We start from the raw sequence: 21,429 nt of genomic DNA on the forward strand, positions 1-21,429 counted from the left end.
TTTGATAGCCACCATCAGCATTTACTCCTCTACCTCTCAAGCCTTTTTTCTTACACATCCAATATGTCACATCTTACTTTCCGTATTTCACGCATCGCTGCTCCGTTGTTTGCGTGTGTCTTAGGTCTATTTGCCCTTGCTTCTTGCGGCAACATGAGCGAGAAAGAGCTACAAACCACCTGCGCTTCGGGCGTGGTGATGGTGCAAAATCGCTCGTACTACGAAATCCGTATCCCAGGTATGGAGTCGCTCTACTTCACTTCCTTCGATTCCAACGATGATATAGAAGATCTCACCGAAGATTTGGACGATATCAAACCATCAGAAGGCTATGGCACAGGTTTCTTTGTGAGCAAAGATGGTAAAATCGTGACCAACAATCACGTGGTGAGTGGAGAAAACAAGAAAGAAGCCGTGAGCGAAGCCTTGAATCAGCGCATCTCTTACATATTGTCGAGCTATATTCAAAGCTATCAAGAGGTGTGTGAGTCGGAAGAGTCTGCTGAAAATGAACTAGAATATTTCGATGGCGACGACACGGAACTCATGGAACTCCAAGAGCGCTTGGACGACTTGCGCCTACAAAAAGAAATACTAGAGAAGAATGTGCGACGACTCGTCAATATCAATCTCAAGAGTCTCCGACTGGTCTACCACAACGAAGTGGGTATCGTGCAAAATCATACCATGTCTCCGGGCAAGAACTCCTTCCAGCCTTGCACCATCCTCCGCACGGATGCTGAGCACGACCTCGCAGTGATTCAGCTCAAAAGCCAGATGACACCTGCCAACTGCTACATCTTCACCATTCCAACCAAAGATCCACTCATCGAATATACCTTCGCAGAACGCATCTCTCAGAAGTTGGGCAACGACAAAAACGAGCAACTCTTCATGCTCAGCTACAATCTCGGTCCACAACTCGCAGTGACGAAAGAAGGCATCCAAGCGCAGTTCAATAAAGGCTATGTGAGCCAGACGTCTTCCGAAAAGATTCTCTACAGCATTCCCACGTTGCCTGGCTCAAGTGGCTCGCCCGTCTTCAACGCTAAGGGAGAACTGGTGGCAATCAACTTCGCCGGCATCAGCGGCACGCAGAGTTTCAACTACGGTGTCCCAGTGCGCTACCTCCGCAAACTGATGTGGTAAAGGGGAAATAAGGACCTTTTTACTTGACTTTTGCACAAGTTTTTAGCATAGTCCCCACTTTCCTGCCAAAAGATTTGGTCAAGTCAGAAAAAGTCATTAACTTTGCACTCGCAAACAGCAAGGAAGTGTTGAGAAGTCTCACAAGAGATGGAAACAACCTAAAGATTTCCGAGCAAAGTTTGCCGGGATCCGCTAGCTCAGCTGGTAGAGCAATACACTTTTAATGTATGGGTCTTGGGTTCGAGTCCCAAGCGGATCACCACTTAATCCGAATGATTAAGAAAGCGATGGAGAAGTTCAGAAGAACTTCTCCATTTTTTTGTGCCCACACCTCCCAAAGCCCTTCTGCGAAGCCTCACAAAATCACAACTACCTCCCCTATATTTCGTGAAAAATCCGTACCTTTGCACCGGAATTCAGCCAATTCCTTAAAAAATAGGGCTTTATTTATTTAGAGACAACCAAGCAAAATATAGTTTTCTCCCAGACAAACTTATAAAATTCCTCATTTTATGACCCTACTTGAAGGTTTAAAAATCCACAACCATGAGGCAGCACCCTATGTGATTTTGGGGGTTATCCTCTTCACCCTCCTACTTTATTGCCTCCCCATGGTCTATCGCTTCTTCCTAAGCCAGAAGAACCACACCTCTATGAAGCCCGGAACACCCGCAGAGTCCAACATGGTGGACCACGATCGCGCTTTTGTGGCCGATGCCAAGCCTGGAAAGTCTCCAGAGTCCAACATGAAAGACCACGATTGCGCTTTCTTAGGCGAAAACAAGCCCGAAGCCTAAGCCGAGCTCTCACAACCCCCTCCCCGCTTTCTTCCACCTCGTCACACCCTGCACGCCCTTTTGCAGTGGGAAGTTCCCGACATCGAGAGATGCCGAGGCGAGGTGTTCTTATGCTAATTCAACTTCATCCTCAATGAATCCGAATGTTACTGTAGACACAGCCGTGATCACAGACCACGAAGTGCACAATCAGCTCAAAAACATCGCCAAATTCTTCTGCGACTACGCAAGCACGCTCCTTTCTAGCGGAGCCACCACCATGCGCATCCAGCGCAAAGTCAAGCAAATGGCAGAAGCATGGGACGTAGAAGCCATCTTCACCATTATGCCTGCCAACGTGCTCTTCACCCTTTGGGACAAAGATGGAGAACACTCCTACACCTGCATCTCCCCCCTCGCACACGCCGGCATCAACTTCGACACCATCACCCGATTGAGCCGTCTTTCCGACCAAGTCTTCACAGAAGATGTCACCCTCGCTGAGGCAAATGAGCAATTACAAGAGATTAAAAAGATACCCCGTCTCAACAATTGGATCGTACTCCTCCTTGCTGCTGCTGCCAATGCCGCTTTCTGCCGCTTATTTAAGGGCGATTGGCCCGCTATTGGCATTGTGTTTTTCGCAACCCTCTGTGGTTTCTTTGTCAAACAGCGTCTGCAGAGCTGGAAAATCGACTATCGCGCCGTCACTGTCGTAGCGGGTGTCGTGGCAGCCGTTGTTTCCTGCGTGGGACTCGTAGATTTCTCCCACTATGGGCTTGAAAACTTCACCCTCACCACCACACCTGTCATTGCCCTCGGCACAAGTGTGCTCTTCCTCGTGCCAGGTGTGCCCTTCTGCAACTTTGTCAATGACCTCATCTATGGTCACTATCTCTCAGCATGGAGCCGTTTTGTGCACGCCATGATGATCACCGTGAGCCTTTCTTTGGGATTGGTCATCGCGTTGCTCCTTTTCGACATCAGAATGATTTAACCTTTGCTCGTGGAGCGTGGCAAGCGGTTGGAGAGCATCGACTCATCTGCTATTGACTCCTTCCGCTGTGCCCTCTCATCAAGGAGTTATCCCCTCCGCTTAGCACATTCATTCACGAAAATATCCTATCCTCTTATGGTCAATTTCTTAGAACTCACCTACGATATCGTCAACGACGGTGTTTTTGCCGCAATCGCTTGCATCGGTTTCGCAAGCATCAGCAATCCCACGCGTTCCACCTTTTGGGGCTGTGCGCTTTTGGCTGCACTGGGTCACATCACTCGCTTTCTCCTCATGGACTTTGCCGACTGGCACATCGCCATGGCAGCCGGAGTGGCAGGACTCGTCATCGGTTGTGTGTCGATTCCCCTCTCCACTAAAATCAAGTCGCCCGCCGAAACCTTGTCGTTTCCTGCGTTGCTCCCCATGGTACCCGGTAAATTTGCCTATGGTAGCATCCAGTCGCTCGTAGAATTGCTTGCCCACAAGCACGATGATCCTTTGTTCGACAAGTATTTTGCGCTTTTCAACTACAACTGGATCACCTGCACCCTCACCATTATGGCTATGGTTATCGGTGTGACCATTCCTCTCTTTGCCTTTAGAAATCACGGTAGAGTCCTTTTGCGTCAGATGCGCAATCAGTTGCTCCTCCGTCGTTCTTCGGCAAAATAATTCCTTTCTCGCAAGGACGCCCCCTGCCCATCGCTGGCGCTTCCCTCTCTTCGGGGGACAATGCCCCTATGGTGCACGCCATATCCTTCAGCCTCCTTGCTTCGTGCCTTCAGCGCATCGTGTTCTTCCCCAGATAGCGATGCGCTGTTTTTGTAGTCCTTGACCAGAAGAAGCGGGGAAATTGGGGGATGTTTTTCCGCCAAAGTCCGAGATGATTTCAAAAAGCTCCGACGTTTCAGAAATTTTCTCCGACATTTTTCAGAAAATCTCCCACGTTTTTGGAAAAAACTCCCACGTTTTTTGGAAAAACTCCGACGTTTTTTTTGAGCGCTCCGCAGAAAACTCGTTGCGCTCCCTTGTTTCTCGAAAGTTCTCAGCATCATCCAGTGTGAAACACGGGGGCTTGCTTGTCTGTTTCCTTGGAAATCGCTAACTTTGCTCGTGAAGGTCAACTTCTCAAGACTATTTATATTTGCAATGAATCTACTCATCACGGGAGCAATGGGACAATTGGGGTATGAACTTCAAGTCCTGGCTCCACAATATCCGCAGCATCATTTCGTTTTTACTGATATACAAGCCGGGAATGTCGAAGGCACCAACATCTATGCACTTGACATCACCGACAAAGCGGCCTTGGCGCAGATGGTGGCGCAGCACAACATCGAAGTAATCATCAACTGTGCTGCCTTCACCAACGTTGATGCCGCCGAAACTCAAGAGGAACTGGCAGACCTGCTCAACCACAAGGCTGTGGACAATATGGCACAAATCGCTCAACAAACTGGGGCGTGGTTGCTTCACATTTCCACGGACTATGTGTTTGGTGCTGAGCCCTACAACACTCCGTGCCGAGAAGACCAAACGGGCACGCCAACTGGCATCTATGGCCGCACAAAACTTCAGGGCGAACAAGCCATTGTGGCGTCGGGCTGTCAGCACATCATTGTGCGCACCGCTTGGTTGTATAGCATCCACGGCAAGAATTTCCCCAAAACCATCTTTAGTTTGCTCGACACGCGTCCAGAGATTAAGGTGGTGTTCGACCAAGTAGGCACTCCCACGGCAGCAAAAGATTTGGCGGCTGCGCTGATGCACATCATCGACAAAGGCGGACTTCAACCTGAAAATGCAGGAGTTTATCACTATTCCAACGAAGGCGCTTGTTCGTGGTACGACTTCGCCATGGCGCTCCGTCGCCTGCGTCCCGAGAGCACCTGCAAGGTATTACCATGTCACTCCGACGAATTCCCCTCACCGGTGAAACGTCCTGCCTACAGCGTGCTGGATAAATCGAAAATCAAAGCGACTTTCGGGCTCGAAATTCCTCATTGGCTCGACAGTCTTCACGAAGTTTTTGGAGCGTAGTGCCTCCTCTTTACCCCAATCTCTTAAAGTATCTTCCCACTATGCCTAATATCTTGATTACTGGCGGCGCTGGTTTCATCGGAAACCACGTAGTTCGTCTTTTTGTCAACAAATATCCCGAGGCAAAAATCGTATGTCTCGATCTCCTCACCTATGCCGGTAATTTGGCAAACCTCAAAGATGTGGAGGAAGCTCCGAATTATGTTTTTGAGAAAACCGACATTTGCGATTTCCCCACCGTGCGCGCGCTCTTGGAGCGTCACCACATCACTGGCATCATCCACTTGGCAGCAGAGAGTCACGTGGATCGTTCCATCAAAGATCCCCTCGGTTTTGCACGCACTAACGTGATGGGCACGCTCTCTTTGCTCCAAGCTGCGCGCGACTATTGGGAAAGTTTGCCCGAAGGCTACGAAGGGAAGCGTTTCTACCACATCTCCACCGATGAAGTGTATGGCGCGCTCGACATCACAAAGCCTGATGGCGCTGCACCTTATGGCGAAGATTTCTTTGTGGAAACAACTCCCTACAACCCACACTCCCCTTATTCAGCATCGAAGGCATCGAGCGATCACTTCGTCCGCGCCTTCCACGACACCTATGGTATGCCAACTTTGGTGACGAATTGTTCCAACAACTACGGCCCCAATCAGTTTCCCGAGAAGTTGATTCCCTTGATGATCAACAACATTCGCCATCGTCGTCCCCTGCCCGTCTATGGAAAAGGCGAAAATGTGCGCGATTGGCTCTATGTCATCGACCACGCACGTGCCATAGATTTGATTTTCCACAAAGGAGAAATCAATGAAACGTACAACATCGGTGGTTTCAATGAGTGGAAAAACATCGACATCGTTCGCCTTGTGGTGCGCACGGTGGACCGTCTGCTCGGACGTGCTGAAGGAGAAGACCTTGATCTCATCACCTATGTCACCGACCGCGCGGGTCACGATTTGCGCTATGCCATCGACTCGACGAAGTTGAAAGAAGAACTTGGTTGGGAACCTTCGCTCCAGTTTGAAGAAGGCATCGAAAAGACCGTGCGTTGGTATCTCGACAACGAGGAATGGATGGACAACATCACCTCGGGCGAATACGAAAAGTACTACGAACAGATGTATGCTCAGCGATAGGGAAGGCTGATATTGTTACTTTCGGAAGTAGCTACTCCTTTTGTTTTAGAGTTGGCTATGATTTTATAAACCCAAATCGGTCATTAGATCCTGAACAGATTGCATTAGATTGTTGAGCAGATTGTTTAACCGTGAGTTCGAAGGCGTAGCGGGCTACGGCGAGAGCGAACGAGCAACAAGATGCCAATAAGAAAATGAAAGATGACTGGAAGTTATCTTTTCAATTACGCGTCGTACCATAACGGTCTAATGACCGATTGGGGATAAAAATACATACTTCTAGAAAAGTGAAGAGACCGTGGCAAAATGGATGTTTTGCCACGGTCTCGTTGTATATGTAAGCTTTAGTGATTAACTATTACTTTGCGCTCTTTGTTTAAGAAGAGTTGTTGCCTTATTGAATACTTCTTAGAAGCATCAAATGACGCGAAGTCAGCGATAGAGCGTTGCATAATTGCATATGCTGCGACACTGCCTTTACGATAAAAGAGAAGCGTCGTTATCCTATCGTTTACCTGCATTTCTTTACATACATAACGGATATCATCAGGTATCTCCACATTATGCAGGCTATCCATATTTAGATAGGGAGGAACAACGCTAAAGCTGTCACATTGTTCTATTGGAGGCAAGGAGAATGATGATTCTGGTTGCACATGCGATAATGAGAGCTCTACTTTCTTGTTTTTTGAACAACCTGAAAGAATCAACAAAAAAAAGATTGCTTTTATTAGAATTTTCATGATCTTTGTTTGAGGGGTTTTAACCCAAATTGGTCATTAGACCGTTATGGTGCAATTTGTTACAGAGAATATAACTTCCTGCCATCTTTCATTTTCTTGTTGGCATCTTGTTTCTTGTTGGATTTCATCCTTCGTTTTCTCGCCATGGCATAACTCGAGCAAGCTCGGTTCTGCTCATTTGGCTTAACGAAAACGTTCGTTCTCGCCGTAGCCCGCTACGCCTTCGAACTCATGAACAACCATCTGCTCAACAATCTAATGCAATCTGTTCAGGATCTAATGACCGATTGGGTTTAAAAGGTTTATGTTGAAGGATGATGCAAAACTATATTTTTTATTTCAAATATGCAAGAGAATCCTTTGTTTTATTCTTTTTGATGTAGTGTCTTTTTGAGATATTCCGCATTTGTCTGTCGAATGATATACGATAAACATAAAAGCCATGGTTGTGTTGCTGGGTTTGTATGGACAATATCAGTATGGCTTCTCTCATTTCAGTAAAGGTCGCGAGCTTATGAGAAGTGTTTGTGCTTCGAGGGGAAGCGTCTGGGATGCAAAGGAAGAAAGACGAGTTTTGCTGGAAATGTGGCAGACAGAAAGAGGGATAAGGCTAAAACCGGTAGGTTGCTCCAATTTGAATATCTATGCCATCGGTGGTAGGCGCATTATAATAGTAGATGCGCGGACGATAGTTCAAGAGATTGTCTGCCGCCAGGGAGATGTGAAAATTGCCATGGAGAGAAAGCGTGGCCGCTAGTCGGAGAAGCACATAAGCAGGGTAGTGCACATCGTGGAGTGCTGCCGTGCTGGCGGTGTATTCTTCGGAGGTGATGCCCGACAACCATCGACCGCTGAGCTGGATGCCCCACGAGTGGATGGTGCTCCGTGGATAGTCGTAGGAGAGACGTGCGGTGGTGGCATGTGGACGAGCCGGAAGATAGGGCGTAAGCGCGTTGCCCTGTTGCGCTTCTTCGCGCGTGTAGGCATAGTTCAGACGTGCTCCGAGGGTGCCATTGCCCAAGTTCCAACTGCCTTGTGCGGAGCATTGGGCAGAAAAAACGTGCAGTTGCGGCAAATTGACGTAGTCGATGAAGGGCAATCCCGAGCCCATTTCACGTTCCACGCCAGGGGGAACCGTGGTGATGCGTTGGCGCACGAGGTTATAGCTCAGTGCGACGGAACAAAGATAGCGTTGCTGCTGCCAATCTGCCGAGATGTGGAAGTTGTCACTGCGTTCGGGACGGAGGTTTTCATTGCCACGCAGCACGAAAAGTCCACTGATGGGGTAGCGCATGAAGCGTTCTTTGAGCGAAGGAGCGCGAAATCCTTGGCCGTAACCTGCGCGATAAGTGAAAGCACCTTGGCGGTAGCGTGCCGACACCTTGGAGGTGAGGTGCTCGTGCTGCCCTTGTGAGAAGTAGTCGTAGCGCACAGCTCCGAGGATTTCCCAGCGTGGCGAGAGCGTCCAGTCGGCTTGCACGAAGGCATCTGCCGAATGTTGCACGTGTGAGCCCCCTTGAAATTGATAGCTCATCAGATAGTCGCGCTGATAATCTCCGCCTGCGGTGAGGGAGAATCCGAGATCGGAGGGCAAGAGATGATCAAAATCGTGCGACACGAGGAATCGCGTGGTGTGCTGTACGTTGCTGTAGTCGCGAATGTCGGTGGAAAAGTCGTGTAGGAAGTCGGATTTGTCGTATTGGTCGAAGTTGTATGCCAGTTCCACGCGCGTTTCAGGACTAATGTTCCATTCCGCTTTGGCACTTCCCACAAAGTCGCGGTAGCGATTGGCTTGCGTGGCGTCGAAATCTTGTTGACGGAAGAAATAACCTGCGCGAGCGGTGATGCGGAAGTCGGCAGAGGGAGCCCATACCCAGCGATCTTTCCACTGCCACACGCGATGTCCTGGCACGCAGTTGAGCGCGTAGGTGGTGAATAGTGCCACATTCTCGGGATTTTTTAGGGAATATCCCGCCTGCGCTTGGTGCTGCATGTTGAAGAGGTGGGTGAATTGCCCCAGATTGTGCCCCAGATTCAAATCGAAACGTCGGCTGTTGTGGCGCGCCCATCGAGCACTCACGTCATTGTTGTACGAGGATTTGAGATTTTGTCGCGTGATGATGTTCACCACTCCCCCAGTGGCAGCACTGCCATACAGCGCAGAGGAGGCGCCGCGTACGATTTCGATGCGCTCCACGTCGGAGAGATTGATGCGCGAATAGTCCACATTGTCCATCGTCTCCCCAGCCATGCGCTCGCCATTGACCAAGAAGAGGAGCCCCTGTCCGCTAAATCCTCCAAAATTCAGGTTGATGTGTCCCGAAGGCGTGTAGGAAAACTCCACATTCGGCAGTTCATGCGTGAGGAGTTCGCGGAGATTGCTGGCATCACTTCTGCGAATGTCGTTGCGGCCTATGACAAGTGTGGGCACAGGAGTCTCTGCCCAGAGCTTGGCACTGCGAGTGCCTGTGACCACAGCCGTAGAGAGGGTGGAGTCGGTGGACGACGCTTGTGGGAGCGTGGCAGAGAAGAGGGTGAGAGCTAGGAGAGAGGCAACAGACATGTAGAAGAATTTAATCTAAAACGGCCAAATGTAATCGATGGTTACAAAGCCTTTTTGTCCCGCAGGGTTGATGTGCGAGGGAAAGTGAAGGGCAGCTACAGACCCATCTTGCAAGCGGAGCAGATAGACTGCGCCAGAGAGGGTGTAGCGTGGTGGAGGATTTTTCACATCCATGTCCATCCACGAGGAGAGGACGGGGTTGAATGCCGCGTGTTGATAGCCGATGTAATATTGATATATCCCCGTGAGGTCGTAGTAACTCTGATGGGTGGTCCACTCATCGGGGGAGAAAGTTTTCGCTAAAAGGGCTTCGCGTGCTGCACCTTCGCGAGGGAGGGCATCGAGCGAGCGATAGTTTGTCGCCACTGCTGCGCCGTTGTTGGTGGCGACATCGTAGTGGTGCAGGGCAATCGTCCACTGGTGGGGCGTGGGCATTGGGTCGGTGTGGATGATGCTATCGGTGCGATAGGTAGAGGGCCACGTGACGTGCTGATAGCTGATGGCAGATTTCCCGTCCCATGTGCCAGAGAGTGCGTGGGGAATCTCGTGGGTGGTAGTGGTGCGTGTGGGAAAGTCGAGGTAGACCCAGTGGTGATAGCTTGTCACATCGACCATGATGTGTCCGCGTTGCGTGTTGGCATCGTAGGAGAGAAATCCCAGAGACTTGCTTGGACCTTCGGCAGAGGGATGATCGTAGATGCCATCAAAAAGCCCATTGCAGGACGAAAAACTCAGTGCACTTCCCACAAGGAGAAGCGCACTGAGGAGAAATCGTCCATACTCACGAGCAGTGCAGCGTCCACCATGGGGCGCAGCGAATGCAAGTGTGTGAGACATGGGCTTAGCGTTGACCAGTGTAGGTGTAGACGATGTCCATGGGCATGTTGCCAGGACGGAAGGTGTTGGTGAGATTGAGCTTACCGTTCTTCAAAGTACCTTGAGTCTTCACCTTTGTCTTGTATTCAGTGTAAGGAGTAGTCGCAAGCGTCTTGCCGGGCATCACCATGCGGAGCTTCATGGTTACTTCTTCCTCGCCAGAAAGTTGGATAGTACCATCTTCGAGCTTGGTAGACTTCACGTTGGTGAGCTGATAGCGTTCTTGAGAAATGTGGCTGTAGGGAGCGCCTGCAGGAAGATCAGCTTCGTAACCGCTGATGCTGATCAGGGGACTGTAGGACTTGGGGGTAGCCACAATCACGTTTTGACTCTTCACCGTAGCGAGTTTCATGACTTGCTTGCCTGCGCCTACAGTGATATCAGCTGTAGCGATGTAAGTGCCGTCCTCTTGGCTACCGAGAACTACTTCTTCTTTTTCGTCGTCCTCGCAAGCTACGAAGGAGAACGTCGTACCTACCAGGGCAGTTGCCATGAATGCCATGGCAAAAATCGACTTGAAATTCATATTGTTTATAGATATAAAATGAGTAATCTAGTTGTGGAGCGGCTCCACTAAGGGAGGCTTTTCAAGGAGAATCCTTGTGGTTTGCCGTTCTTTTGCAGAATTGTCCGAATTTGGGGCAAAGTTACAAACTTATTCTGGGCAATGCAATACTTATATATGAGGATTGTGTTTAGACGTTAGAGATTAGACGTTAGATGTTAGAGGATTTATGCCTAACGTCTAATGTCTACCTTCTACCGTCTATCACTTTATCCCTCTAGCTTTGTAGATCCTGTCTTTTGCTTCGCCAATTTCTTGGAATTTGCGCTCTGCCGCTTTGCGAACGTCGTCGCCGAGCGACGCCACACGGTCAGGGTGGTGCTGAAGTGCCAGACGTTTGTAGGCGCGCTTCACTTCTTCGTCCGTGGCATTGGGAGAAATTTCCAACACCGCATAGGCTGCTTCGAGAGATTCTTCGCCCAGGTGGAGCAGACTCTCAAACTGATTGGCGGTGAGTCCCAAAAGTCGTGCCACGTAGCGCACGGCTTCCACCTCGATGTCGATGACTTTGCCATCAGCACGAGCGATGTCGATGAGGAAATCCACGAGTTGCAGGCAACCTTCGAGCGTCATTTGGTTGCGGATGAACACACAACTCTGCTGCACGAGTCGGTCGTATGCTTCCGGTCCTTGTTGATCGCGGAGCTGACGTTGGTGTTGGAAGAGCTGTTGAAGCAGAGCCTCTCCCTCGCGCAACCCACGTTCGCCAAAGTTGGTGCGAAGGAAGGCGCGCACGTGTTCCATTTCGCTGTGCATAATCTTGCCGTCAGCATCCACCACATAGGCGGTAAGCACCATGAGCGAGGAGAAAAAGTCGTGAGGGGCGAGATAGTCGCGCTCGCGAAACACTTCGGAGTAGGCATTGCCTGGGTCGATGATGAACGGACGTGGCTTGCTACCGGAAAACATGCGCAAGGAGCGATTGAAGAAATAGCCTACGGCAGCTCCGAAAACTGCGAAGTAGAGGTTGCCTCCTGAGATGATAAAGCCCAAAAGGCCGCCTATGATTAGACCGTAATTCATATTGTGGGGTAAGTTAATGCGATGTTTGTATGCGTGTTGAACTGTTGAACAAGCCCACTCGTGGGACGGTGGCTGCAAATCGTGGGAGGGGGCGTTGTCCTGATGGGAAAGAAGCGGCTGGATATTCCACAAAATGCGACAATAAGACGAGTCTCATTGCCGCATTTCAACTGAAAAATATGGAAAATGGTTGGGGTACCCGGACTCGAACCAGGAAAGGCAGGACCAGAATCTGCAGTGTTGCCAATTACACCATACCCCAAACTTGTAGGCGCAACCGAGATGCCCTCTCGATTACGCCTGCAAATTTACTGACTTCTCCAATACTGACAAAGATTTCTCAGAGTTTTTTCAAAAAAACTCCTACATTTTTGGGCATGTCTCGGAGATCTGTTTGCAACGCTCCGCGATTTTCTTTTTCCGTTGGGAGATTCCTATTTGGTCCTTACGAAGCGATGCCAAAATCAAAGGGGAACTTCGTCGGAGGCTCTGCCATCATAAACAGGTAGAGGGCAGAAAAGGAAGAGGTTATCGTGTGGAGAGAATCGCTTTCTTGCCTTGCGCATTCACGACAACTCCGTGAGCGGAGGAGGAAGTGACGCGACGACCGCTGAGGTCATACCAGCGAGTGGCAGCGTTGTCGGCATATTCTTCGCTATCTTGCGAGGGAGAGAGGGGAGAAAGCACATTGCGCTCGATGCCGGTGAGGGTAGGATTTTGTTCCACAGTCTGATATACACGCACCCAGTCGAAGCGCGTCTCGTAGACGAAGTTAGGATCGGGAGAGGAAGCCCAACTTCCATCGCCTACACTCTGATTGAGGATGAGATAGAAAGGCTTGGTGTAGGGCCATTGTCCGTTGGCGAGGGCATCGCTGTCGGTGCTCTTGGGCGCGCTTCCCACGAGTTCGCCATCCACAAACCAAGAAATGAGCGTGGGCGTCCACTCCACGGCGAAAGTGTGGTAGCGGCTGTAGTCGATGTTGCGACCTTGCACGGCAGACGTGGGATTCTGCTTGTGCTTGAGCGTGAAGGTCCAGTGAGAGTGTAGGGTGTGGTACGACACACTCTCCGTGTTGATCTGCTCCCAAATGTCGATTTCACCAGCTTTTGGCCAACCTGCGCTACCATCTTGTGGCATCATCCAGAAGGCTGGGAAGTTGCCACTGTGAGGTTTTGTGAAGAGTCGCGCTTCGGCTCTACCATATTGGAAGGAGAATTTCCCTTCGCTCTTGATGCCGCCTGAGATGAAGTCCTTGGGTTCTGTGCCTTTGAGGCGCTGAGGTGTCGCCATGGCGCGGCAAACTAACTCACCATCGCGGAGATAAACTACGGCAGTGTCGTTAGAACAAAAGCGGCTCCACGTAGAACCACGGCGTGGAGTGCGTGACCATACCTTCGTGTTGGGCTCGCTGTGGTCTTTTCCTTCAAATTCGTCGGAGAAGACGGGGAGGTACTTGGACTCCTTGGTGGCTTTATAGTGAGCAATGACGCGCACTTTTCCGTTCATCACCTCTGCAGGAAGGGTGACGATGCCACGAGCGTTGGGGGTGAGAGTTTGCTCTTCCCATTGTTGCTCGCCCTTGACGGTTTGTTCGGCATAGGGATCTTTGCCAAAGCGCACTGCCAACTGCGTAGCCTCGTAGGTATTCTCCACAGGAACGATGCGAAGCGTGAGGGCTTTTCCGCGCTGAGGTTGGATGGGGAGGGCACCACGTTCGGCATAGATATTGGCGTGTCGGGTGTCGAGATAGAGCGCCATCTGAGGATATGCAGTGGCATGCACGTTGAGGGTGAAGTCGGCTATCGCACCTCCGTTGGTGACGATGCCATTTTTGCCGGTGGCAGTGCCGTTTTCGCCTTTCGCACCTGCGGGGTCTGTGTTGTCCCAGTCCACTTTCACACGCATGCGGTACTTACCTTCGGCAAGGTCTTTCGCCAACTGGAAGGTGGGAGGTTGGAGCGAATTGCCTGCACCTGCGGCACCATTGGCAATGCTTTGCCCAAGGGAATTCTTGCCCTTGCTGTAGGAATAGCTGAGCAGTTCGTCTGCGGCAAACTGTCCGTCGTTGTTGAGGTCGACATACACGTAGGAGTGCATCCAAGGTGTTGCACCAGTTTGGAAGTCCACATTGACTTTTACGGCATCACCAGGGAGGGCGGTGAAGGCGTTTTCTGTCAAATCGTTGTAGACAAGGCGAGTGCCCACAGCGTGTGTCTGATTGCCGTCGGCAGATTGCAAACTTACGTTGCGAAGTTGACGACCATTGTAGGTGATGGCTTGATTTTTCTCAAAGTTCACCGGATATTTCTCAGTGGTTTGCCCCAGAGCAGGGGTAGCAACTGCTGTGAGCGCCAGGAGAAGAGGGTAGTGGTGGAGGTGCATAGGCTGAGCGATATTGAAAGGGGACTGATAAAAGTTCATGCTCCGAGGCTCGGAGATGGGAACATCTAGGAACACTCGGAGCATGATGAGGGAGAAATGGCAGGGCAATGGTGAAGTGCTGCGATTATTGCATCACTTTTTGACCATTCACCACGACCACACCGTGGCTATTTGACGCGGCGTGACGTCCGTCTAAGCCGAATACTTGTTTTTTTTTAGCGTCTTTCTTCGCCACCACTCCGATGCCGGTGGGCACGGCTGGGGCAGAGAAGTCGATGGTCACGGTGGCACCAGCAGGAACGTCCATGATTTGGTCGCCTACCAAGGCTTTGATCTCGAAGGTGGGGTGCTTTTTATCCTTGGTTTCTACGGAAACCACCTTCGCACCACGGCCGTTGACGAGGACTTTCACCAAGGTGAGGTCGAACTTATAGGGATCAATTTCCTCACCTGGCTTTTGCGTGTTGCCCGAAATCTTGATGCGCATGGGCTGTCCTTTGTGACTCACGATGTTGACTTCGGAGGGAAGGAGATTTTTCCACGCTACATCGACGGTGAAGTCGCCCACGGCTTTCAAACCAGAGACACTTCCGTTCTTCCAAGCGCGAGGAAGCGCAGGGAGAAGTTCGATGACGTCGTTCTGACTTTGGAGGAGCATCTCCGCAATTCCCGCACATACGCCGAAGTTTCCGTCGATTTGGAAAGGTGCGTGGGAGTCGTAGAGATTATAATAGATACCTCCGCGATATTGGTCGGTGTTGTAGGCAGTGGAGTGCTTGAGGGCATTGTTGAGGATGCGACGTGCGTGGTCACCATCTTTGGCACGTGCCCAGAGATTCACCTTCCATCCCATGGACCATCCCGTAGCAGCGTCACCGCGAAGGGTGAGGGCATTGACGGCAGGTTGGAAGTAATCATCACCACGTTCCACTTGGTTGAGGGGATAGAGGCACATGAGGTGGCTCATGTGGCGGTGTCCCTTGTCGCCCGACACACTATATGAAGCGTACTTCCATTCTTTGAGGAGGGGAGTGCCTTTGTTGATGCCGAGATTCTTGGCCCAGTCGCCCCAATCTCCCTTATACTCTTCGATATGAAGGCCCTTATCGGTCTTTTCTACGTAGTTCTTGAGCTGCGCTACGTCGGCTGCGGAGAGACCAAGGCTTTCTGCACCCAAAATGTTGATGGCTTCGAGCGCGATTTGGAGGTTGGCGGTAATCAACTGCTGAGCGTGTGCCGTACCGTCCTCTTTGGGGTGGTCGTTTTGCTCAGGTGAGTACTCGTTGGGTGCGACAAAAGTGCCGTCCTTTTGGACGCGGTCTTGGATCATACGCTCCATCCAGAACTGCGCGCTCTGCCAAATGGCTGGGAATGCCTTTCGGAGGAAGGCTTCGTCGCGGGTAAAGCGGTAGTGGTCCCAGAGGTGGGTGCAATACCACGCATTTACTTCCTTGTAGTTATTACCCCAGGTGCTCATACCTCCGAAGATATTGCTCTCGGTGAAGACCGTCCAGCCCACTTTCTGACCGTCCTTGCCCCAGCGAGCGGCGTCTTGCCAGCCCTTATCTTTGTAGTTGTCGAGGATATAATTGAGGAAGGGGAGGTGGCAGTCGGAGAGGTTGGTGGTTTCTGCGGGCCAATAGTTCATCTGCACGTTGATGTTCGTGTGGATGTCGGAGTTCCAAGGCGCATTTGCCTTATCATTCCAGATGCCTTGCAGGTTGGAGGGGACATTGATCGCACCACGGCTAGAAGAAATCATGAGGTAGCGACCATAGTTGAAGTAGAGTTGCTCGAGGAAGAGGCCTTCTTTAGAGTCTTTGTTGCGAGAACTGCTGTTGTAGTAGCTGATGAGCGACTCCGTATGCTTGGTGGTTGCAGCGTCGTCGAGGTTGAGTTTCACGCGTCCCATGTAGCTTTCAAAGTCAGCCACGTGAGCATTCTCAAGTTCAGCCCAAGATTTGGCAGCAGCCTTGGTCACGAGGTCTTGCACCTTTTGGGCAACGGTGGTAGCATCGCCAGTGGAGCGAGACGCCACGTTGCTGTCGAAGGTAGAAGCAGCGGAGAAAATCACTTTCACCTCCGAAGCGCCATTTACTTCAATGCCTTGTTTGGTCACGGTCATCGTACCTCCGGTGGGCACCACCTTCATGCGTGCATTGTAGAACACGGTGGGGAGCTTACCGGCAAAGGACACTTCTCCGTTTTCGTCATATTTGGGGTCAGAAGCATTGATATCTTCTCCTGCCACCAAGGCAAAGCGGAGGTGAAGTTTGTTGGCACCCGTGGCTTTATAGTGGGCAGCTACCACGTCGTCTGGCGCAGAAGCGCAGTAGCGACGTTCGTATTTCGTGCCTGTTTTGTCGGAGTAGTTCACACCGCCAATACCGCGTTCGATGTCGAGATAGCGAGAGTATCCGCTCGCTTTGTTGTTGCTCTTGTCGAAGTTGTCGCTGATGTCGTGCACGAAGATACCACCGAGGTTGCGGTATCCTCCGTAGCCTCCCATGTCAGTGGGCGTACCCGTCCAGATGGTCTTCTCGTTGAGTTGGATTTGGTCCACTTGTATTCCGCCGAAAAGGCTAGCACCGAGGTGTCCATTGCCCAAGGGGAGGGAGTATTCCATCCAAGGATTGTCCACACCCATGGCAGGTTTAGAGTACCAAAGTGTGAGGGGACGTTCGGGACGGAAGGAGTTGTTACGGGAGAATCCGTATTCGCTCTTGGTAAACTTGTCGCGATATGCCGAATAAGTGGGAGAGGGCACGTCGTCGGGAAGGGGGAAGTAGAGAGAATTGTTGGCATCTGTATTGTCCCAGAAGCCAATTTGTTTGCCCACTCCCGTTCCGCCGAAAGGATTGAACGAATTGTTTTGGTTGTCCACGCGTGCAATCACGTAGTATCCTTCGCCAAATGCAGGGCTATTGAGCAAGGTGAGGTTCAGGGCTTGTGTAGCTTCTTTCACGCTGGTCAAACGATCGCCGATGAAACCTACGTAGTTGCCATCCTTGCTACGGAGCACAAAGCTCTGACGTGTGCCGATGAGGGCAAAGAGTTGTGCCGAAGCATCGTTGCCGTAGTTGGTAGAAATTTTAGCATTAACACCTTTGTCCACGAGTTCCACTCCGCCATTCTTGAAGCGAATGTGGTAGTAGGAAGCAGCATCGAGCTTATCTTGTGCCGTGAAGTTGGGCACTGGACTTTGTGCCATGGCGGTAGTACCGGTGGCAGCTAGTGCGAGGAGGGGTAGTATTTTGTTCATTGTCGTGATATATCTTGTAAAATAGGCATCGGAATACGCAATGATATTCCGATGTCTAAGAACTTACTTCTGATTTCTAACATTAAACCTTGCGATGTCTAGAGACTAATGTCCAAACTCTAGCGTCTAATGCCCGAGCCACGTTTGTTGTGGCGAGCATAAAAGGGTCTGCGACCCTCTAACGTCTAATGTCTAATGCCCGAGCCACGCTTGTCGTGGCGAGCATAAAAGGGTCTGCGACCCCTAACGTCTAATGTCTAATGCCCGAGCCACGCTTGTTGTGGCGAGCATAAAAGGGTCTGTGACCCTCTAACGTCTAACGTCTAATATCTAACGTCTATTTTATAACCTTCTTGCCTTGAGCGATGAGGACACCTTGAGTAGAAGCGTGGGCGAGTCTGCCAGAGAGGTCATAGACTTGAGCAGTGGCAGAAGCAGCTGTCGCAGCGTTCACCTTCTTGCCTGCGTGAACCCCACCAATAGCCGTGGGTTTGGTATAGTCAATCACCACTTTGTCGCCAGCTTTCACACCAGGGATTTCATAAACCTGCTGTTTGGCATCGATGCCAGCAGCAAGTTGAGGTTGCACCTCTTTGCCATTGACCATCACGCTCACCTTAGCGAGGTCTGCACCCTTCACACGAAGTGTAGCACCTTTGTGAGAAGTGATATTAACCATCGCAGCTTTACCGCCTTTCCAAGCGATGTCTACGGTGAAATTGCCCACTGCCTTCAAGCCCGTGATAGAACCCGCAGTCCAGTCAGTGGGGAGGGCTGGAAGAATCTCCAATACATCGTTTTGACTTTGGAGCAACATCTCCGCAACACCGGCAGTAACTCCGAAGTTACCATCGATTTGGAAGCTAGGATGCGCGTCCCAAAGGTTGTAATATACGCCACCGCCCGACATCACCACGTGAGTAGCTTGCGCGTGCTTCAGCGCATTGCTCAAAATTCTGCGAGCGTGGTTGCCATCTTTTGCGCGTGCCCAGAGGTTGGTTTTCCAACCCATGGACCATCCAGTGGCATCATCACCGCGGAGCGCGAGAGAGTTTTTTGCAGCTTCGTAGAAACCCTTGTCGCCTTCTTGCACTTGGCTGAAGGGATAGAGGCACATGAGGTGAGAGAGGTGGCGGTGGTTCACGTCACCACCAGCGCGATAGTCGCTATACTTCCATTCTTTCAAGAGAGGAGTGTCCTTAGAAATGCCACGTTCTTTGGCTTCTCTTTGTGCCCAGTCGTTGCGATATTTCTCGATGCGCAGACCCTTGTCGAGATGTGTCAAACGATCGTTGAGGAGCTTGAGGTCGGCATCTGAGATACCTACGGTTTTCGCACCCAAAATCTCCACCACATCGTGAGCGATTTGCAAGTTTTCGGTAATCAACTGTTGCGCATGAGCCACACCATCTTGCTTAGGACCGTATTCGGGTGACCATTCGTTGGGCGCTTCATACGTGCCATCGGTGGCTTTCTTCAGACGGTGGATCCAAAACTCTGCACTGCCCCAGATAGCGGGCCAAGCACGGCGGAGGAAATCTTGGTCGAGCGTGTAGCGATAGTGCTGCCAGAGGTGATAAATCAACCAAGCATTTGCCACGCAGTAGTTGCTGCTCCAAGTGGACATACCGCCAAAGATGTTAGACTCTGTGAAGACCGTCCATCCCTTGTTGGGCTTTCCGTTGATTTTGTTGAACTCGCGTGCTGCACGTTGCCATCCTTCGCTCTGCGCATTGTTGATGATATAGTTGAGGAAGGGGAGGTGGCAGTCCGAAAGGTTCGTAGGTTCCGCTGGCCAATAGTTCATTTGCACATTGATGTTGTTGTGCACGTCAGAGTTCCAGGGCGCATCGTGGCGGTTGTTCCAAATGCCCTGCAAGTTGTTGGGCACAGGGAGAGCACCGCGGCTGGAAGAGATGCTGAGGTATCGACCAAAGTTGAAGTAGAGTTGTTCGAGGAACAAGCCATCGGGTGTGTTACGATTGTTGGGCGCTGCGCTGTAGAAGTCCACCAAATCCTTGGTGTTGCGCTGAGAAGCCGCCCCTTCGAGATGGAAAGCCACGCGACCCATATAAGATTGGTGGTCGGCGATATTAGCCGCTTCGATAGCTTCAAAATCCTTCTTTGCAGCGTTGTCCACGAGGGAGGCGATGCGTGTGTTGAGATCTTCAGCAGTGCCTTTGGTGCGCTCGGGGAGGGTGGGGTCGAACGACGTGCCACCAGCCAGGATTACCATCACTTTTTCAGCGCCCTTCACCACGATACCTTCGGCAGTAGCCGTCATTGTACCGCCCACAGGCACCACTTTGAAGCGTGCGTTGTGGAAGACGGTGGGCAATTTGCCAGCAAACCAGCCCGAACCATCGGCAGTGTATTCCGTTTTGGGCGTCATCAGGGTGTCGCCTGCAATGAGAGAGAACTGAAGGTCGAGCTTGTTGGCGCCCACAGCTTCGTAGAGTGCTGCAATCACTCCGTCGGGTTGTGACGAAAGATAGCGGCGAGTATATTGCGTGCCGGCTTCGTCGGTGAATTTCACGCCAGCCACAGCCGTCTGGATGTCGAGATAGCGCACATAGTCTTTGACTTGCGAAAGGTTCGCATTGAGATTTTGCACGAAAAGCCCACCAAAATTGAGGTAGCTTCCGAAGCCCGACACAGGACCATCACCACTTTGGCGCTGCATGTCCTTAGGTGTGCCCCACCAAAGCGTCTTTTCGTTGAATTGGATTTCGTCAGTTTTCACCCCACCAAAGATGCACGCGCCCAACTGTCCATTGCCGATGGGCAAACTGTATTCCATCCAAGGATTGGGACCCGCGTTGGCTGGTGAGGGATACCAGAGGGTGAGGGGATTTTTAGGAACAAAAGTGCTCACTCCTGCAAGGGGATATTCTCCCAGTCCTCGCATCACGTTGTGATATGCTGTGTAGCGATTGGGCATAGCCACCTTTTCGTCACCAGATTTAAGGACAAAAGCATTGCCCACGTCGCCATATTGCCACATGCCAAGCACACGACCAGCGCCGCCACCTCCGAAGAGGTTCATGTAATTATTGTTGCTCACGCCCAGATTGGCGAGTTCATAGCCCTTTCCTTGCGCTTTGAAGGCGAAGCTGACTGCCTTTTTCGCATCGGTGGTGGCTGCAAAGAATTGTCCGCCGCGACCATCGGGGGCAGTGCCTTGTTGCATGGCCACATAATGTCCGGAGGCGGAGCGCAACACGCACTTGTCCTTTGTGCCGATGAACTGGAATTTTTGACCATCTACGGGCAAAGCCGCTTGAGATTTTAGGAGTTTTCCATTGCCTTCGTCCGTGAGATAGACATTACCTCTGGTGAATTGCAGGCGGAAAAAGACGGGATTGTCGAGTGTCGAAAACTCAGGTGCAAGTTGTGCTAAGGCATTAACCGCCCAAACACAGCACAGGAAGAACAGCGCGTAAAATCTTTTCATTATAGGTTAAAGGGATATTGATAGAAGTTTCTAAGGTAAAAAGTGCTAAACTCAGGCTTTTCCTCTCTCTCCGCAGGGGGGCTTCTTATATATTGAGGCTTACGCCTTATATATATAATAGGTGTGCGAGGAGAGTTGGTTGGAAATTGAGGGCGCAGTTGTCGTCCTTTTCCAAGGGAGGTGCCGAAGTGTTAGCGTGACGTTAAAGTAGGTGTCGCATGGGAGGTCCGACTTTCTGAATGTGTCGTGTAGGCGGATTCTGCCATCTTTGCGTAGCAAATTTATAATGTTTTCGGTGATTGACCAAATTTTTGGGCGTTATTTCCTCAAAAAATAGACAGGTGTGGCATAAATCTCCGAGAGTTGTGAGAAAATGTCCATCGTTTTCAAAAAAATCTCCGACGTTTTTGGAAAAACGTTGGACTTTTTCCGAAAAACGTTGGACTTTTTTCTGCTCCTT

14 protein-coding genes and 2 tRNA genes are annotated in these 21,429 nt (G+C 50.9%); 7 read left to right on the plus strand and 9 right to left on the minus strand.

Features of this window, described 5'->3' with window-relative positions; translation table 11 throughout:
* Nucleotides 1-63: 63 nt before the first annotated feature.
* The 7 genes from BQ2633_RS08590 (at nucleotide 64) to rfbB (ending at nucleotide 6,098) form a co-directional block, all read left to right on the plus strand.
* Complete coding sequence (locus BQ2633_RS08590) at nucleotides 64-1,149, plus strand: S1 family peptidase (RefSeq protein ID WP_075566488.1); 1,086 nt, start codon at nucleotides 64-66, stop codon at nucleotides 1,147-1,149.
* A 186-nt stretch (nucleotides 1,150-1,335) separates the two neighbouring features.
* Nucleotides 1,336-1,411: transfer RNA gene (locus BQ2633_RS08595), tRNA-Lys, on the plus strand.
* Nucleotides 1,412-1,661: 250 nt separating this feature from the next.
* Complete coding sequence (locus BQ2633_RS08600; protein ID WP_075566490.1) at nucleotides 1,662-1,946, plus strand: hypothetical protein; 285 nt, start codon at nucleotides 1,662-1,664, stop codon at nucleotides 1,944-1,946.
* Between the two features lie 133 nt (nucleotides 1,947-2,079).
* Nucleotides 2,080-2,922: a threonine/serine exporter family protein gene (locus BQ2633_RS08605; protein ID WP_083234013.1), complete on the plus strand. Its 843-nt coding sequence runs from the start codon at nucleotides 2,080-2,082 to the stop codon at nucleotides 2,920-2,922.
* 135 nt (nucleotides 2,923-3,057) lie between these two features.
* Complete coding sequence (locus BQ2633_RS08610) at nucleotides 3,058-3,597, plus strand: threonine/serine exporter family protein (RefSeq protein WP_075566492.1); 540 nt, start codon at nucleotides 3,058-3,060, stop codon at nucleotides 3,595-3,597.
* A gap of 477 nt (nucleotides 3,598-4,074) precedes the next feature.
* Nucleotides 4,075-4,965: a dTDP-4-dehydrorhamnose reductase gene (rfbD, locus tag BQ2633_RS08615; RefSeq protein WP_075566494.1), complete on the plus strand. Its 891-nt coding sequence runs from the start codon at nucleotides 4,075-4,077 to the stop codon at nucleotides 4,963-4,965.
* A 41-nt stretch (nucleotides 4,966-5,006) separates the two neighbouring features.
* Nucleotides 5,007-6,098: a dTDP-glucose 4,6-dehydratase gene (gene rfbB, locus BQ2633_RS08620; protein ID WP_075567335.1), complete on the plus strand. Its 1,092-nt coding sequence runs from the start codon at nucleotides 5,007-5,009 to the stop codon at nucleotides 6,096-6,098.
* 344 nt (nucleotides 6,099-6,442) lie between these two features.
* Here the strand turns inward: rfbB and BQ2633_RS08630 are convergent, their stop codons facing one another.
* The 9 genes from BQ2633_RS08630 to BQ2633_RS08675 all read right to left on the minus strand — a co-directional run bounded on the left by BQ2633_RS08630 (nucleotide 6,443) and on the right by BQ2633_RS08675 (nucleotide 20,969).
* Nucleotides 6,443-6,841 carry a hypothetical protein gene (locus tag BQ2633_RS08630; RefSeq protein ID WP_075566495.1) on the minus strand — a complete coding sequence of 133 codons (399 nt, stop codon included), beginning with the start codon at nucleotides 6,839-6,841 and terminating at the stop codon, nucleotides 6,443-6,445.
* A 610-nt stretch (nucleotides 6,842-7,451) separates the two neighbouring features.
* The gene (locus BQ2633_RS08640; protein WP_083234014.1) at nucleotides 7,452-9,404 is read right to left on the minus strand and encodes a TonB-dependent receptor plug domain-containing protein; all 1,953 of its coding nucleotides are present in this window, start codon (nucleotides 9,402-9,404) and stop codon (nucleotides 7,452-7,454) included.
* A gap of 15 nt (nucleotides 9,405-9,419) precedes the next feature.
* Nucleotides 9,420-10,241, minus strand: a complete 822-nt coding sequence (locus tag BQ2633_RS08645) for an HmuY family protein (RefSeq protein ID WP_075566499.1) — start codon at nucleotides 10,239-10,241, stop codon at nucleotides 9,420-9,422.
* Between the two features lie 4 nt (nucleotides 10,242-10,245).
* Entirely contained in the window at nucleotides 10,246-10,806 is a 561-nt protein-coding gene (locus BQ2633_RS08650; protein WP_075566501.1) for a calycin-like domain-containing protein, read from the minus strand.
* A gap of 243 nt (nucleotides 10,807-11,049) precedes the next feature.
* Complete coding sequence (locus BQ2633_RS08655; protein WP_075566503.1) at nucleotides 11,050-11,868, minus strand: DnaJ domain-containing protein; 819 nt, start codon at nucleotides 11,866-11,868, stop codon at nucleotides 11,050-11,052.
* Nucleotides 11,869-12,055: 187 nt separating this feature from the next.
* Nucleotides 12,056-12,130: transfer RNA gene (locus tag BQ2633_RS08660), tRNA-Gln, on the minus strand.
* A 266-nt stretch (nucleotides 12,131-12,396) separates the two neighbouring features.
* A complete protein-coding gene (locus BQ2633_RS08665) occupies nucleotides 12,397-14,292 on the minus strand; it encodes a family 16 glycosylhydrolase (protein ID WP_176720109.1) in 1,896 nt (631 codons plus the stop codon).
* An 85-nt stretch (nucleotides 14,293-14,377) separates the two neighbouring features.
* Nucleotides 14,378-17,515, minus strand: coding sequence for a glycoside hydrolase family 95 protein (locus BQ2633_RS08670; protein ID WP_075566507.1), 3,138 nt, complete (start codon nucleotides 17,513-17,515; stop codon nucleotides 14,378-14,380).
* 337 nt (nucleotides 17,516-17,852) lie between these two features.
* On the minus strand, nucleotides 17,853-20,969 hold the full coding sequence (locus BQ2633_RS08675) for a glycosyl hydrolase family 95 catalytic domain-containing protein (protein WP_075566508.1): 3,117 nt from the start codon (nucleotides 20,967-20,969) through the stop codon (nucleotides 17,853-17,855).
* Nucleotides 20,970-21,429: the final 460 nt, after the last annotated feature.

Origin of the sequence: Ihuprevotella massiliensis (genome assembly GCA_900095835.1) — a bacterium.
GTDB lineage: Bacteria > Bacteroidota > Bacteroidia > Bacteroidales > Bacteroidaceae > Alloprevotella > Alloprevotella massiliensis.